Below are 16122 nucleotides of genomic sequence, written 5' to 3'. Positions count from 1 at the left end.
GTCGGCCTGAACGGTCGAGGCCGGGGATGCGGATCGGGTCATTGTGGATCTCCCGCCGGGGTCGGGGCTCATCCCCGCGCCTCCGGCGTCCTGCCGAACCCTTCCTTTCCCTCTCCCTCGCTGTGGCGGACCGCCTCGTTCCAATCGCCCCACGGGGCCGGCGGCAAGGCGATTTCGCATCGGACTCCCGCCGCGCGGGTGCGATCCTGGAGCCGTCGCGCTGCGGTTTCGCCGGCCCGTCCGCGATCCGCCGCGATGAGGAGATCTCCCACGCCGGGCGGGACCCGCCACCCGGCGAGGTTGCCGGCCGAGAGCAGAGCCCATCCCGGACGACCGAGGCGCGCCATGGCCGAGAGCGTCGTGATGACCCCCTCGGCGACCAGCATTTCCGGGGCTGCCGGCGTGAGCCGGACCGCCGACCCGGCGGGCACAAGGCCGACCGTCTTTCGCGGAAGCATCAGGCTGTCGGCCCGCCGGCCGTTGGATTCGAGATAGGTCAGTTCGACGGCGGTGAGCACGCCGTCCGGGTCGCGGATCGCCGCCATCATGGCGGGTCGAGACGCCCCCCGACCGCGATACACCGAGACCGGCGCTCTCGGGTGTTCGAGCAGATCCATGAGATGGGGCGACCAGACCACGGAGCGAAGCGCCAGGTGTCGGGAGAGCAGCCCGACGGCGCCGGTGCTCGCGCCTCGGGCCCACAGGTCGATCGCCGCACGACGCCGCGTATGATCGTCCGGCCGCGGCATGGCGACGAAGGAGACGCCGTCCTGCTCGCGTGCATCGAGCAGGCCACGCCGTCGAAGATCGTCCCGGACATCCTGCCACCGGGTTTCCCCGAAGCAGTGGATGATCACACGGCCCCGCGTCCACACGAGCGAGACGGATCGGTCAGCGGCGCTGTGTCTAGGCGCCGGGATGTTGGCGCGATGGCCGCCTTGATAGAGGTCGCCGCCGAGCGCCCGGACGATGGCGCGCAGGCTCATGACAGAAGCCCGAGCGTGCGAAAGCTGGCGGTGTGGCCGCGCCCGACGACCAGATGGTCATGGACCTTGATCCCGAACAGCTTCGACGCGTCCACGATCTGACGGGTCACCTCGATGTCGGCCCGAGATGGGGTCGGATCGCCGGATGGGTGATTGTGGACCAGGATAAGGGCGGCGGCCGAGGCCTCCAGGGCGCGCCGAACGACCTCTCGCGGATAGACGGGGGCGTGGTCGATGGTCCCGTCTGCGACAAGTTCGTCCGTCAGGAGCTGGTTCCGGCTGTCCAGGAACAGGACGCGGAACTGCTCGCGCGGGGCCTCGGCCAAGGCGACGCGGGCATAGGCGAGGAGCGCGGTCCAGGACGAGATCACCGGGCGGGCGGAGGCCTCGCTTCGGGCCAGTCGTTCGCTCAGCAGGCGCGAGAGCTTGAGATGCTCCAGGGCGCGCTTCGGCAAGTCGCTGACCCGAGCCAGCTCGGACAGGTCGGCGGCGATGATCGCCGCGAGGCCGCCGTAGCGATCGAACAGACGCCGGATGGGGGTATCGAGGTCGATCTCGTGCGCCGCAGGCCCCAGCAGACGTTTCAGCAGCGCGCGATCGTCCAGACTAGCGAACGATCGATCGCCGAATACGCCGACGATGACGGACGATGTGTCTTGGACTTTCCGGGCTTCAGGGCTCATGGCGGTTCTCCAGCAGCGCTCCCGAACGGAGCGCCAACCGCCAACCCTTCCTTTCCACTTCGAGCCGGGGCTGGGCTGTGGTCGGGATCGGCCCTTGGCGAGGCGGCGCACGCTCGTCAGACTGCCGCCATGATCAGGATCCTGTTCTTCGCTCTCACGCTCTGGGGGCTCGCGTCGGCCGCACGCGCCGACCCGTGTGAGGGGCGTCTGCCGTCCCGGGCGGGCGACCGCTTCGCCGGGTCGGTCCGCTATGTCGGCGATGGCGACAGCCTGTGTGTCGGTCGAACCTCGAATCCCGCAGAGTGGATCGAGGTGCGGTTGGCCGACTTCAACGCGCCCGAGCTCAACGAACGGGGTGGACGAGACGCGCGCGATCGCCTGGTTCGGCTGGTGAACGGTCGCAACCTGGACTGCGTCGCGGAACGCGGCCGCAGCGGACGGGTCATCGTGTTCGATCGCGTGATCGCGCGGTGCCGTCTGAATGGCCGCCAGATCGGCGATCTCCTGCGCGCCTCAGGCGGGCGAGAAGGGGGCCGTTGATACGCGCGCGCGACAAGCCGGGCCCTTGCTTTCCCGGTGAAGGTCGCCGAGGGGATCGCGGATGGCAAAGTATGACCCGCTCGGCGCCTACCTCCGCCGCCAGCGCACGGACCGCATAGAGCTCACGTTCCGCGAGATCGAGAACCTGATCGGCTACCTTCTGCCCAAGGCGGCTCTCTCGGACGCGTGGTGGTCGCCGACGGAGGGCACGACGCCGAAAGGCGTGCAACACGCAGCCTGGACGGCCGCCGGCTACAGCGCGTCGAAGATCGCGCCCGAGCGCGTTGTCTTCAGTCGCTAGTGCGGGTTGTCGGGTCTCCAACCGGCTGCGGCCTCGGGATGGTGAAAATATAGTCTCTGTCTACTCGCCTCGCAGACGGCCCCGCCCGTCTAGAGCCGGGAAAATACAGACGCCGCGACGCCCGGCTCCCTGAGAGCCCGGCCAGAAAGTCGCCCAGATCGGCCGCCTCGATGTCTCGAACGCTGTTGTTTCGGTTCGAGCCGCATGCCGACTGCCCGTATCCTGATCCTTGCTCTGACTCTCGCGGCGGCCCTTCAGGCGGCGACCCAGACCTTCGCCTGGATGTTCCGCTTTGACGACGCCCTCGGCCCGGCCCTGAGGCTCGGCGACACGGGTGTCTACTGGCCGTGGAGCATCCTTGATTGGCGCCGTCGGTTCGGCGGCCAGCAGCCCGAGGCCTTCTCGCTTCCCATCTCCGCCTTCCTCCTCGTATCGGCGACCGGGGCCGGCTCGATGCTGTTGTTCGCCAACGGAGCCGTCCGGCGAACGCGCGGCTGGGGTGGGTTGGCCGAAGCGGCGCGCGCCGGCCTGAGGGACGGCGCCGGATGCATCCTCGGACGACTGAACGGCCGGCTGCTGGCGACGACCGATCTTCGGCCCACCCTCGTCACGGGCGGCACGCGCGCGGGCAAGGGGCGAGGCCATGTGGTGCCCACCCTTCTGAGCTGGACCGACAGCGTTCTCGTGCACGACCCGAAAGGAGAGCTCTGGCGGGTCACCGCGGGCTGGAGGGGGCGGCACAGCCACGCCCTGTTCTTCAATCCGAGAGACCCGGCGACGGCGCGGTTCAATCCGTTGGCGGAGATTCGTCCCGGGCCTCAGGAGCTGGCCCAGGTGCAGCGGCTGGTCGCCATTCTCAGCGATCCGGGCGGCGTTCGGGACGACGAGGCGATCTGGGACAAGGCGGCGACCGAGATCCTGGAGGCGGTCATCCTGCATGTGCTCTACACCGCGCCGGACGCGGACAAGACCCTGATCACGGTCAGGGCCATGCTGGCGGATCTCGACACCGCCGCCGACGTCATGGTTCGGACCCTGCATCGGCGCGGTTCGTCGGGAGAGCCGGAGGTCCATCCCTTCATCGCCACCGCCGTCAAAGGCTATGCTGCGATGCACGACCGGTTTCGGACGTCCGTGCAGGGGACGGCGCGCAGCTATCTCAAATGGCTGGCCGGCGAGGACCTCGAGCGCGCCCTGTCGGCGTCGGACTTCGCCCTGTCGGACCTGATGTGCGCGCCCAACCCGATGTCCTTCTACGTCCAGGTCGCGCCGGCCGACGCGGTGGCGCTCCGTCCCGTCGTCCGGCTGCTCTTCTACGCGGCGGCGCAGACGCTGACGGCCCACGAGACCACGGACGCGGGGGGGCGATCGAAGCGTCGCCGGCTGCTGATGCTGATGGACGAGTTTCCGCTGTTGGGGCGCCTGTCCTTCTTCGAAAAGTCGCTGCGCCTGATGAGCGGCTACGGCATCAAGACGATGTTTGTGGCCCAGTCGTTGAACGACATCGTCGAGACCTACGGGCCCCACAACACCATCCTCGACAACTGCCATGTCTACACGGCCTTCAGCGCGCTCGATCCGCTGACCCAGGACAAGGTGTCCAAGCTGACCGGCACCATCCTCGAACCCAAGACCAGTCGAAGCGGTCCGGCCGGTCTGGCGGGCGGGCGCAGCTCCGTCTCCCGCTCCGAGGTCGAACGTCCTCTGCTGGAGCCGGGCGAGGTGCGCGCCCTGCCGGACGACGTCCAGATCACCTTCGCCGCAGGCTACCGACCGCTGCGGACCCGCAAGGTGCAGTACGATCGCCAGCGGCCGTTCCGAAGCCGCGCTGACCAGCCCGTTCCAGACCAGGCGGCTCGCATCGACACCCCGGGTCCGGCCGCGCACCCCTGGGCCGGAATGCGCAGCCTGGGCGAGGATCCCAGCGCAGCGCTCCCGCTGTTCAAAGAGGTCGAGGCCGCCATCCACGACAAGCGCGTCGCCGCCCGTGCGGCGGAAACCTACGAGCGCATCTCGACGGCCTACGCAGCCGAACAGGCCGTGCTGGACGGCCTTCAGGGAGGGTCCGATGGCCGGACGTGACGCCGCCGCGACACGGGTCCAGGTCTATCTGACCGATCCCCGGGTGGTCGCCGCGCTGCAGCGCGAGGCCCGTCAGTCGAACATCCCCCTGAGCCAGGCCGCCGGACGGTCTCTGGCCAAGGGATTGGCGCGCAGCCTCCCCGCGGACCCCGACGATCGGCTCCTGCAGCTGGATCGGGCGCTGCGGGATCATATGCGTTCGACCGCCCGGGATGTGCAGATCATCCAGGAGCTGGTCATCGAGCTGGCGCGCGCCTTCTTCCTCAGGCTGCCCGATGCTGTGACGGACAGGGACCCGGTGACCCTCGCGGCCGTCGATCGACGCATCGAAGCGTTGCTCGACGCCACGGCGGCCAGGCTTATCTCCGGTGTTCGTGCGCAGCGGCAGGATGTGCAGGACGCCTCGGGCGGCGATCCGGGCAGGCCATGACCACCCATCCCATCGTCGCAGAACGAAAGCTGGAAGCGCTGCGCCACGCTCTGGGCCCGCGGATTCTCGAGGCGCTGGTGGATCCCGAGGTCGTCGAGATTCTCGTCAATCCGGACGGGCGGCTGGTGCTTGATCGCATTCGTCACGGGCGCTCCGCCGAGGATCTTCATCTGGCTCCGGAAGCCCGCGAACGCGTGGTCCGGTTGATCGCGGACTATGTCGGCGAACTGGTCACCCGGGAGACGCCGAGGCTGGCCGGCGTGCTGCCCGGCACCGGTGAGCGATTCCAGGGTTTCCTGCCGCCCGTGACGCCCGCGCCCGCCTTCTCGATCCGGAAGCGGCCCGCGGTCATCTGGCGCCTCGACGACTACGTCCGCGACGGGGTCATGACCGAGGCCGAAGCCGCGCGTCTGCGTGCAGCGGTCTCCGAGCGGAGAAACCTGCTGATCTCAGGCGGCACGGGCTCGGGCAAGACAACCCTGGCCAACGCCCTGCTGGCCGAGCCGACGTTCGCGAATGACCGGGTCTTCCTCATCGAGGACACCCCGGAACTCCAGTGTTCCGCCTGGGACCTCGTCCCGACCCTCACGCGCCGCTACCCGGTTGTGATCGGGGTTGTCGATCTGGTGCGGGATGCGCTTCGAATGCGGCCGGACCGCATCGTCGTGGGCGAGATGCGCGAGGGCTCCGCCGCGCTCGAAACCCTGAAGGCCTGGAACACAGGCCATCCGGGCGGGCTGTCGACCATTCATGCGAACTCCGCCCAAGAGGCGCTCGTCCGGATCGAGGACCTGATCGCCGAAGTGACCACGACGCCGCCGCGACGGATGATCGCCCAGGCGATCGATGTCGTTGTGCATATCCGGCGGACCGGGGAGGGGCGCCGTATCGAGGCCATCCTCGACATCGACGGTCCCGGCCCGCTTCCGCCCGACTGACGCCTCGTCCGCGGCGCTGGATTTTGCACCGGATGCGACCGATCCTGACGGAGATCGCGCGCAGAATCAGGTCGCGGCAGTCGGGAGGATGGCTTGAAGCCGGGGTGGCCCACCCACACGATCACGTTCGAGGCGCCGGACATCGAGGCGATGTCCGACGAAGACCTGCGTCGGGCGTTCCCCTATCGCGACGGCCGGTGGAGCGCGCTGATCAGCGAGGCGCTGACCATACCGGGGGTCGAGGTCGTGGATCTCAATGGACCGTGGGCTGACACCCCGCAGTTCTGGGCCTGTCCGTGCTGCCATCGGGGCAAGAAGGCGCTTCTTCGGGTGTCGAAGACCGGCGTGCTCATGGCCCATCTTCACCGTCACCACGATCATCTGCACGAGTACATCGCGCACCGCCTCCAGGAACGGTTCGGGATGGAGTGGACGAAGGGCATCCCGGAGGGGACCTACCATCTGGAGCACATGGGCTCGCAGATGATCGAACGGTTCGCCCCGACGATCCTGTGCCAGGACTGCAACGGCGCTGACGCGAAGGCGAAACGCGACCTGCCTCAGATCGATCGGTACTTCAGCTTCCGGCCCGATGAGATCCGTCGGTTCATCACCCCGGTTCCCAACGAAAAGCACAAGGTCGATCTGGAGGTCGCGCTCGCGATCTGGCTCGAACAGGCGGGCGACTTCGAGCCGCGCCTCGCCTTTGGGCGCACGATCGCCGACCTCGTGGGTGCGGGGCGCCTGGTTCGCACCCGCGCGCCCGATGGCGCGAGTCCAGCCTACGCTCCCGGTCAATATGCCCTGGACTGGCTGAACCGCGACGACGTCGCCGGCGTCCGCCTTCGCGCGGATGCCGCCGCCCTTGAGGCGCGATCGATTTCGCGCGAGGGCGCGGGGCGCAATGCGACGACAAAGCGCGTCGATGCACCGGCGCCCAGCGACGCGGAGCTGGCGGCCTATGATGGTGGCCGCTACCCCGAGCTCTGGGCCGCCCTTCCTCCGGACTGGCGGTGTCCCGGGTGCGCGCGCGATCAACGAAGCCTGTTGCGCCGTTCCCAGAAAGGGCGCCGGCGTTGGTCCGGGTTTGTTCAGCGACACCGCCAGTATGTCTGGTCCCTGCCTCGGGAAGACGACACCCGCGAACCCATGATCATCGGCCACGACGACATGGTCATCTGCGACAGCTGCGGCGTACTCGGCGCCTGGCTGAAGCAAAGGCGGCCGGACGTGGCGGACCGACCTTTCAAGCTCCAGCTCTCGGACATCTCGAGTTCGATCTCCGCCAGCCCGAATGCGCTGCATGACGTGGATATCGACGCCTTGGCCGAAGCGGCGCGCAGGGCCTGCGATCGGGGGGAGGAAGAGGCCGCGTACGAGCGGTTTCTCGCCTACATCCTCGCGCCGCGGAAAACCTATCGGTACTTCCTGGACCTGCTGGGTGATCCGGGCGCGGCCTGGCGCAAGACCGTTGATCGATACCATGACGGGGCGGACGGCGAGACCTGGGCCGGCGCCGACGAGCGGCTGCGCGGCCTGCTGCGCGACGCCGACGAATACGAGCCGCTGTCGGACGACCTGCGCCTGCCGGATCCGCCGCGATGACGGCGAGAGCGGCGAGGGTCGAGACTTGGTTCGGAGCGGACCCCACCGATCCGACCGAACGTCGACTGCTCGCCCGCCTCGAGAAGGACCTGCGCCGGCGGGGCGTCGAGGCCGTTATCCTCGCCAACTTCTCGGTCGGCCGTCGGCATCTGCAGATCGATCTCGTCGTGGCGACGGAGACGGCCGCCGTGGTCGTGGAGGCGAAGGGCTACAAGAGCGCGGTGCGCGGCGATCTGAACGGCGCCTGGGTTCTGGCGGGGGAAGGGGGCAGAGAGCGCCGTCTGGGTGAGCGCAATCCCGTCATCCAGGCCGAGGAAGCCCGGTTCGCGGTGGCCGACCGACTGTCCGATCTCGCCGGAGGGGGCGACCCCAAAGCGGGACTATCGGCCCTCGTCTGCCTCTTCCCGGAGCCTCCTCTGGGTTCCGACCTCCCCGAGGGGACCTACAAGGCCTGGATCGGTGGTTACGGCCGCCTGCTGGAGCTGCTGGACAAGGGACCCAAGCGCCCGATCGGCCTTGCGGCTTGGCGACAGTTCGCCGACGCCCTGGGATTGACCCGGCGAGAGGACCTCGCCCTCGTCCCCGAAGACGCGATGGTGTCGACCTACAGGGCCCGGTTCGCCGACCTCGCCCGAGCCCTCGCGGAACCCACCGCCCCGATGGCGCTGACCCGGGGCGGTGATGAGGTAGACCTCGACGGCGTCGTCGCGGGTCTGCGATCCGGTTGGTGCGTTCAGATCGTCGGCGGGTCCGGCTCCGGCAAGAGCCTCTTTCTCCAGGCGCTCGGCCGGGCCCTCAATGCGGAGGGAATGGTCTGTCTGCCGCTGCCCGCGCGTCACTTCACCGGTCGCCTCGCGCCGCTCCTGGCCCAGTCTGTCGCCAACGGGGTGGACGCAGCTCCGACCGAACTGTTCCGCTCGGCCGCGGCGTCAGGCGCCCCTGTCGTGGCGCTGGTTGACGGCTGGAATGAATGTCCGCCGGACCAGCAATCCGAACTCGTCAAGGCCTTGCACGCCGCCCGCCTTCGCTGGGGCCTGCAGGTGGTCATCGCCGGCCAGGCGGCCATCGAGGTGCCGGCCTCGTTACAGGGGCCTGTGCTCGCACTTGCCCAGCCGGATCGCGATCAGGCGCGAGCCATCGTGTCTCTGCGCCTGGGTCGACCGCTCGATGACCGGGAAGCCGCGGCGCTGGACATCGTCTCCACCGCCCACGATGCGGCGGTCTTGGCGACGGTAATCCGGACGCCGGGCGCAGCGGATGGGCGCCATGCCCTCTATGCCGCCTTCGCCCGCCATCGCCTGTCGTCCGATGGGGCCGCTCACAGAGCCCTCTCGGATCTGGCGACGCACATGCGCGAGCGCTTCGTCACCGTCCTGCCGCGAAGCGTGCTCGCGCGTCGATTGGGGCGGCTCGATCCGCCTGCGGAGGGCGTCGATGCACTGGCGGACCGGCTGATCCGATCCGGACTGATCGTCGCCGAGGGCGAGCGTATCCGCTTCCGCCACGACCTGTTCGCGGACTTCTACGGGGCCGAACATCTGCTCGCGCACGCCACGGATCCGACCGCGCTGGCGGCGGCGACGTCCCGGCCGATCAACGCCGAACTGGAGGAGTTTGTCGTCGGCGGCAGCGAGGGTGCCGCCGAACTCGAGGCGCTGCTCGATGGCGCCAAGCCACGCCTGTTGGCGGCCTGTTTGCGCTGCGCCTGCGGATCCCGGGCCCGCGCTGCGGTCCTCGACCGATGCCGCCTGCTGATGGAGCGGATCGCCGCGCGGTACTCGGAAGTCCGCTTCGGCCTGCCTCGGGAGCCCGGGCCGGACGACGTCTTCCTCGGTCCTGACCTGGTCACCGGGCCGCACACCCTGCTGTCGCGTCCGGATGAGGCCGTTCTGCGTATTCTGCCGCTCGCCGTCGGGGAGGGGTTGTTGCCGGAGATCCTCCAGCTGCTCCGGGGCATGAGCATCCAGGCCCGCGCCGAGGGGACGCGGCTGAAGGTCCTGCATCCCGCCGTGGGCTTCGGCTGGACGATCGCGATCCTGGACGAGGTCTTCGGCGCGCCGCGCCACGCCGGCCTGACCGATGTCCACGATCTTCTTCAATCGACCAAGCTCACCCTGTTCGATCGACGATCCCATGAGCACCTGTTTCCTGTGGTGAAGGCCGCCGTCGACGCGAGCGCGGAGCATGAGGTCGGGGAGCTGGCCTTCCTCTTCGAGGCCCTGATGGCCTTCGACGATTTCGCAGGGCCGCCGCCAACGACCTTCCTCGCAGCACTGGCCGCGGCCTGGAGGACAGAGGTCTATCTCCTGAGGGCCCTGGTCACAGATGTGGCCTTCCGTTTCGGGGACCGCCTGCCCGAACACGAGCAGGATCAGCTGGCCGAGTTGCTCGGCGGTTTCCTGAATGACGAGGTGATGCTGAACACCTTCCTGTTCGACGCGCTCGGCGCGATCGGGGCCCTGGAATCCGAGTTGGACGTCGATGCGGCCTTCACCGCGTTCGCCGACGTTCTCGCGCTTCCTGACGGCGCTGCTGCGGACCAAGAAGCGCTCGTGCTCTACGGTTGGACCACGGACCATCCCTACGCCGCCGCCTATGCGGAAGCCTTCTTCGAACGCCTCGACGACGCCCAGCGCCAGACGATCCGGGCTCGGGCGTTCGGGGTCGCCGAGCCGTATTCACTGACGCGCTCGCACCTGGCGGCGGACCTGTTCACCGACCCGCCCCCGGCGGCCTTGACGGCCCTCCGGGACGCGGCGACAGGACCCGCGACCGACGTCTTGTCTGTTCAGGATTCGATCGGCGTCTACATCCACGCCGTCGGAGCCCTGGCGCGTCTGGAGGAGCCGCTTCCCCCCGCTGATCTACGACCCGGCCCCGCGGCCGAAGCCTGGGCTCGGGTGGGCGCGCTCGTCTATGAGATGCACCGACCTGTCCCGGACGCCGCGGCGATCGCCGAGGCGTGGAGCGGCCTCGAGCGATTGGGGGCGGCGTTGGTCCTCGATCCGGTGGATCATCTCCTGAGCGACAGGGCCTATCACATCCAGGCCGATGTCGCCCTTGCCGATCGGTTCGCCGAGGGCCTGGCTCGACTGGCGCGTGCGGCGCTCGAGCGGGATTTCGCGCCCACCGTCCTGTTCGTCCGCTCCAGTCCCCTGCTGTCCGACCTGTTCCGCCTGCGTCGTCTCGCCCTTGAAATCCTCGGCCGCACCGAGCGGCCGAGCGACTTGGCCCGTGTCCAGGGCTGGCTCGACGACGCGGACCTCGGTTCGATCGCCCTGAAAGCCGCCCGACAGATCGAGGCCGCGGCCGGATCCCCGGCCTGAACGAGCCGACCGGACGTCGTGGTCGGACCAACGATCCACCGCGCCACCGTATTTTCCTCGACGCCCGGCGTCGGGGCGTTCCGACTGGAACGCGTCCGGCGACGGGGCCGCGCCATGGATCGCCAACTGGGGCGGCAAGACGGCGAGGGTCGGCCGGGTCACCGCATCAAGGCGCGTTTCAGCATTCTGCGAAAAGTCGTCGGCAAGTCGGCAGAAGGCCGATTTGCCCGATGATTTCGATGAGCGGGAATCAGTAGAGAGACGCAGAAATCTGCGTGCCAAAATATATTCACAGGCCGCGTTGACAGGCTGTGGATGCTTTTGCTTGCTGTAGATCGTCAGCGCAGACCTTGCGCAGCGACCAAGGAACTCAATCCATGCAGCGTTTACTTCAACGCGGCCTTTCGGCCGCGACGGCGACTTGCGGCCTGCTGTTCGCGGGACAGGCGTTGGCGGGCGGGTCGGGCATGCCGTGGGAAGGCCCGCTGCAGCAGATCGTCGATTCCATCACCGGCCCGGTGGTCCAGGCCGCCGCCGTTGTCGCGGTCGTGCTGTTCGGGGCGGGCGTCGCGATGAGCGAGAACGGCTCCTCGATGCGGCGAGGACTGGGCATCCTCTTCGGGCTGTCCATCGCCTTCGCCGCATCGACCTTCTTCCTGCAGTTCTTCGGCTTCGCCGGCGGGGCGGAGATCGCGTGATGTCGGACACAGCCGCCGATGCGCGTCCGCCCGGTTGGGAACTGCCGGTCGCCGGGGCCCTGACCGAGCCGCTCACACTCGCCGGCATGCCGCGGGACTACGCGATCCTCATGGGCACGATCGCCGTCGTGCTGGGACTGGCGCTGCGCATCTGGTGGCTCGGCCTGCTGTGGTGGGCGGTCGCCCACGCGATCGGTCTCTACGCGGCTCGGGCGGACAAGCGGTTCTTCGAAGTGCTCCGCCGCCATCTCGCTCTTCCCGGCCACCTGGACGCCTGAGGCCGCCATGCGCTTTCTCGACGAACATCGCCGCCGGCCATCGCTTCTGTCCGACCACCTCCCGTGGGCCGCCGTCGTGGCGCCCGGCGTGGTCCTCAACAAGGACGGCTCCTTCACCTGCGGCCTGCGGTTTCGTGGCCCCGACCTGGAGTCCGCCTCCGAAGCCGAACTGATGTCGGTGCGGGCGCGGCTCAACAACGCCCTGAAGCGTCTGGGCAGCGGATGGTGTCTGCATGTCGATGCACGCCGCCGGATCGCCGAGGCCTATCCGCGGAGCGACTTCGAAGGCGCGGCCGCCTGGCTGGTCGATGCCGAGCGTCGGGCCCTGTTCGAGTCCAGCGAGCTCGCCTACGAGACCGACTATCGGGCGGCCCTCACCTGGCTGCCGCCGGCGGACCAGACCCGCCGCATGGAACGCTGGCTGTTCGACGGCGCCGAGCCGGCGCACCGCGACTGGCGCACCGCTTTGGACGCTTTCGGCCGCGAGACGACCCAGATCATCGACCTCCTCGCCGACGCGCTGCCGGAGGTCGAGGCCCTGGACGACGGGGCGCTGCTGACCTGGTTGCACGACTGCGTCTCGACACGGTCGGTCGACCTGTCCTTACCCGAGACCCCGATGTTCCTCGACGCATGGCTCGCCGACGCGCCCCTGCTGGGCGGCGCCGCGCCCACCCTGGGCGGACACACGCTGAAGGTCGTATCGGTTCGGGGGCTCCCCGCCAGCACCCGGCCGGGCCTGCTCGACGCCCTCGGAGCCCTGCCTTTCCCCTACCGCTGGAGCGCCCGCTGGATCGGCCTGGACAAGGCCGACGCCGAGGTCGAGCTCGTCAAGTTGCGCAAGCGCTGGTTCGCCAAGCGGAAGGGTGTCGGCGTCCTGCTGCGGGAGGCGATCACCAAGGAAGAGGTCCCGCTGCTCGATACGGATGCGGCCGCCAAGACCGACGAATGCGACGGCGCCCTGGAGGCCCTGGGGTCTGACGCCTGCGCCTACGGTTATCTGACCACGACGGTCACCCTGCTCGCGAAGGACCCGGACCGGGCCGCCGAGCAGGCGCGGGCGGTCGAGGCCGTTCTGAACGCCCAGGGCTTCGTCGCCCGGACGGAGGATCTCAACGCGGTCGAGGCCTGGCTGGGATCCCTTCCCGGCGAACCCTACGCGGACGTGCGGCGGCCCATCGTCTCGACCCTCAACCTCGCCGATCTGCTGCCGGTCTCGGCCGTCTGGGCCGGCCCGTCGAGCGACCCCAGACTGGCCGGCCCGCCGCTCGCCGTCGCCCGCACAAGCGGATCGACGCCCTTTCGGCTCGCCCTGCATGTCGGGGACGTCGGCCACACGATGGTGGTCGGGCCGACCGGGGCGGGCAAGAGCGCCCTGCTGGCCTTTCTGGCCCTGCAGTGGTTCCGCTATCCCGAGGCGCGTGTGGTCGTGTTCGACAAGGGCCGCAGCGCCCGGGCGGCGACCCTCGCGGCGGGCGGGCTCTGGCACCCGCTTCAACCGGGTGGCGACTTCACCCTTCAGCCGCTGGCCCGGATCGACGACGAGCGCGAACGGGCCTGGGCATCCGAGTGGCTCGCCGACGCCGTTCGTCTGGCCGGTCTCGATCCCACGCCTCGGGTGCGCGAGGAGATCTGGGCCGCGCTCGGCGCCCTGTCCCAGGCCCCGGTCGATCAGCGCACGCTGACGGTTTTCTCCGCGCTCGTGCAGGACAAGGCGGTCGCCGCCGCGCTCGAGCCCCTCACCCTCAAAGGACCGCACGGCGCCCTGGTCGACGGCGTCGCCCCGGCGTCGCAAGCCCTGGCTCCATTCGAGTGCTTCGAGCTGGAGACCCTGATGGCGACGCCGTCCGCCGTCGCCCCGGTTCTGGCCGCCCTGTTTCATGAGATCGAGCGCGGTTTCGACGGCAGGCCCACCCTGCTGATCCTCGACGAAGCCTGGCTCTTCCTCGGGGAGACGTCTTTCGCCGCCCGGATCCGGGAATGGTTGAAGACCCTGCGCAAGAGGGGCGTGGCGGTCCTGTTCGCGACCCAGTCGCTGGACGACGTGGTGCGCTCGTCGATCGCCTCGGCGCTCATCGAGAGCTGTCCGACGCAGATCTTCCTGCCCAACCCCCGCGCCCTGGAGCCCGCCTCCGCGGAGCTCTACCGCATGTTCGGCCTCAGCCGCCGACAGCTGGAACTCATCGCCTGGGCGACGCCCAAACGGACCTACTACCTGCGCCAGCCCGATGGCCGCCGCCTGTTCGACCTCAAGCTGACCGGCGCGGGCCTCGCGCTGTGCGGGGCCTCCTCGCCTGATGATCAGGCCCTCATCGACGCCGTGCTGGCGGCGCTGGATCCGGCCGACGTCCGGCCGGACCGGTTCGCCCGCGAATTCCTCAAAGCCAAGGGAGTCCTCCATGTCGACGCCGTCTTCGATAGTTTCGACCCGCCCGCCCCGTCGCTTCTGGCGGCGGAGTAGTCAGGCGGCGTCGGCCGCCACGCTCGCCGTCCTGATCGCTCTGGCCGCGCCTCCTCAGGCTGCGGCGCAGCAGATCGTATTCGACCCGCAGGCGCACGTGCAGACCAGTCTCCAGGCCGCGCGCCAGCTGGAAAGCCTGGCCAACGAGGCGCGGCAGCTGGCCAACGACGCGCGCAGCCTGGCCGCATCGCCCTACAGCCATCTGGCCGAGTCCTCGCAGACGCTGCGCGACATCGGCGAGCTCGCCCGCACTGTGCGCGGCGCCGCCTCCACCCTGGAGGGGGTCGAGCGGCAGTTCGCCGACCTCTATCCGGACGACCTGTCGCTGGAGGATCTGGATCGTCTCGGCGCCGAACGCGGCGCGACGGCGCGTCTGACGGCCCAGGACCTCGCCCGAACGGCGGCCGAGCTGGAGGCGTTGAGCCGGAGCCGGGACGGCCGGTTGCGCGGAGCCCTGGCGGCCAGCGAGGCCGCCGAAGGCGAAACCGCCGCGATCCAGTCGTCGACGCAGATGCTGTCCGTGCTCGCCGAGGATCTCGCCAGCATGCGCACGGTGTTGCTCGCCCAGTCCCGCCTTATGGCCGAGAGCGCCGCGCGCCAGGCGGCCGAGCGCGACGCCGCCCTGGAGGCGCGCCGCCGGTTCTGGGGTCGGACGAGCGCCGCACCCGCCGCGCCGCGGTTCGATCCCCTGCCCAACGCCCGGAACTGAGGAGCCCCGTCATGGCCGGCCCCGGCATGGAGACCCCGAACGAACTGATGGTGGTGTTCTCGAACACCGTCACGGCCGGCTTCTCGGCCCTTCAGGGTTCGGTCAACGGCGTGTTCGGCCTGTTGATCGCGCTGGTGGTCGCCCTCACCGGCATCCAGTGGGCGCTGTCTCCAAACCGCGAAGTGCTCGCCTCCGGCTTCGGCAAGGTGCTGCTGATCGGGGCCTTCGCCTGGATCATCAACGACTGGCAGACCCTGTCGGAGACGATCTACGCCGGGTTTCTGGAACTCGGCCTAACGGCGGGCGGCGGCTCGCTCTCGCGCGAGGAGTTCCTCAATCCGGGCGCGGTGCTCCAGCAGGGCTGGGAGATCGTCAAGGCGCTGGGCGAGACGCCGGCGCCTGTTGAGAACCCGCTCGATGTCGTGGGCAACATGACCGACGCCCTGATCCTGGGCCTGGCCATGATCGGCATCATGCTGGCCTTCGCGGTCCTGGCCCTGCAGATCATCGTCTCCCTGCTGGAGTTCAAGATCATCACCCTCGGCGGGTTCGTCCTGCTGCCCTTCGGAATCTGGAACAAGACCGCCTTCCTGGCCGAACGGCCGCTCGGCTACGTCGTCTCCTCGGGCCTCAAGGTCCTGGCCCTGGCCATCGTCGTGTCCGGCGCGCGCGCGATCTTCGACCAGCTCCAGCCCTCGACCAATCCGGACATCTACGAAGCCCTGACCATCCTGGTCGCGGCGCTTCTGCTCGCGATGCTCGCCATCTTCATTCCGAACCTCGCCTCGGCGCTGGTCACCGGCGGGCCCGCTTTGGGCGCCGGCGCGGCCCTGACGGGCGGATTGGCGGTCGCGGGTGCGGGCGCCCTGGCGGCCGGCGGCGTCGTCGGGACCGGTGCGGCCCTCGCGGGTCGCGGGGCCGCCGCCAGCGGCGCCGCCCGATCCGCCGCGGGCGCTTCGGCCGCCTCGCGCACGCCGGGCGGCGGCGGGAGCGGGGGCGGATCGGGACCCCGGCCGCCGTCTCCGGGGAGACCGACGCCCCCCTCCGGCCCCGGTCCCGGACCCAGGCCGTCGTCCGGTCCGGGC

14 protein-coding genes are annotated in these 16122 nt (G+C 69.6%); 12 read left to right on the top strand and 2 right to left on the bottom strand.

Annotated features, from left to right (window positions below):
• Positions 1 to 68 precede the first annotated feature (68 nt).
• Together JHC99_RS05500 and radC are read right to left on the bottom strand one after the other, a co-directional pair.
• Positions 69 to 986, bottom strand: coding sequence for a toprim domain-containing protein (locus JHC99_RS05500; protein WP_292152456.1), 918 nt, complete (start codon positions 984 to 986; stop codon positions 69 to 71).
• Positions 983 to 1669 (bottom strand): DNA repair protein RadC, encoded by a 687-nt coding sequence (radC, locus tag JHC99_RS05495; RefSeq protein ID WP_292152455.1) that lies wholly within the window; start codon positions 1667 to 1669, stop codon positions 983 to 985. The genes JHC99_RS05500 and radC overlap by 4 nt, the downstream gene beginning before the upstream one ends.
• Before the next feature lie 129 nt (positions 1670 to 1798).
• Here radC and JHC99_RS05490 point away from each other — a divergent pair, with 129 nt between their 5' ends.
• The 12 genes from JHC99_RS05490 to trbL form a co-directional block, all read left to right on the top strand.
• Complete coding sequence (locus tag JHC99_RS05490; protein ID WP_292152454.1) at positions 1799 to 2209, top strand: nuclease; 411 nt, start codon at positions 1799 to 1801, stop codon at positions 2207 to 2209.
• Positions 2210 to 2270: 61 nt separating this feature from the next.
• Positions 2271 to 2510 carry a hypothetical protein gene (locus JHC99_RS05485; protein ID WP_007453078.1) on the top strand — a complete coding sequence of 80 codons (240 nt, stop codon included), beginning with the start codon at positions 2271 to 2273 and terminating at the stop codon, positions 2508 to 2510.
• A gap of 204 nt (positions 2511 to 2714) precedes the next feature.
• Entirely contained in the window at positions 2715 to 4592 is a 1878-nt protein-coding gene (locus JHC99_RS05480; protein WP_292152453.1) for a type IV secretory system conjugative DNA transfer family protein, read from the top strand.
• Entirely contained in the window at positions 4579 to 5022 is a 444-nt protein-coding gene (locus tag JHC99_RS05475; protein WP_292152452.1) for a hypothetical protein, read from the top strand. Before JHC99_RS05480 ends, JHC99_RS05475 begins: the two co-directional genes overlap by 14 nt.
• Positions 5019 to 5960, top strand: coding sequence for a P-type conjugative transfer ATPase TrbB (gene trbB / locus JHC99_RS05470; protein ID WP_292152451.1), 942 nt, complete (start codon positions 5019 to 5021; stop codon positions 5958 to 5960). Before JHC99_RS05475 ends, trbB begins: the two co-directional genes overlap by 4 nt.
• Before the next feature lie 93 nt (positions 5961 to 6053).
• Positions 6054 to 7565 (top strand): hypothetical protein, encoded by a 1512-nt coding sequence (locus JHC99_RS05465; protein WP_292152450.1) that lies wholly within the window; start codon positions 6054 to 6056, stop codon positions 7563 to 7565.
• Positions 7562 to 10891: a nuclease-related domain-containing protein gene (locus JHC99_RS05460; protein WP_292152449.1), complete on the top strand. Its 3330-nt coding sequence runs from the start codon at positions 7562 to 7564 to the stop codon at positions 10889 to 10891. The genes JHC99_RS05465 and JHC99_RS05460 overlap by 4 nt, the downstream gene beginning before the upstream one ends.
• 377 nt (positions 10892 to 11268) lie before the next feature.
• Positions 11269 to 11589 carry a TrbC/VirB2 family protein gene (locus JHC99_RS05455; protein ID WP_292152448.1) on the top strand — a complete coding sequence of 107 codons (321 nt, stop codon included), beginning with the start codon at positions 11269 to 11271 and terminating at the stop codon, positions 11587 to 11589.
• A complete protein-coding gene (locus tag JHC99_RS05450; RefSeq protein WP_292152447.1) occupies positions 11589 to 11867 on the top strand; it encodes a VirB3 family type IV secretion system protein in 279 nt (92 codons plus the stop codon). Before JHC99_RS05455 ends, JHC99_RS05450 begins: the two co-directional genes overlap by 1 nt.
• A 7-nt stretch (positions 11868 to 11874) precedes the next feature.
• Positions 11875 to 14328 (top strand): conjugal transfer protein TrbE, encoded by a 2454-nt coding sequence (trbE, locus tag JHC99_RS05445; protein ID WP_292152446.1) that lies wholly within the window; start codon positions 11875 to 11877, stop codon positions 14326 to 14328.
• Positions 14267 to 15037: a conjugal transfer protein TrbJ gene (locus JHC99_RS05440; RefSeq protein ID WP_292152445.1), complete on the top strand. Its 771-nt coding sequence runs from the start codon at positions 14267 to 14269 to the stop codon at positions 15035 to 15037. Before trbE ends, JHC99_RS05440 begins: the two co-directional genes overlap by 62 nt.
• Positions 15038 to 15048: 11 nt before the next feature.
• Positions 15049 to 16122: P-type conjugative transfer protein TrbL (trbL, locus tag JHC99_RS05435; protein ID WP_292152444.1), on the top strand; the 1074-nt coding region annotated here is incomplete at its 3' end.

The sequence above is a fragment of the Brevundimonas sp. genome (genome assembly GCF_016463485.1).
In the GTDB taxonomy this organism is placed as follows: Bacteria; Pseudomonadota; Alphaproteobacteria; order Caulobacterales; family Caulobacteraceae; genus Brevundimonas.
This window is presented reverse-complemented; position numbering and strand designations above follow the sequence as displayed.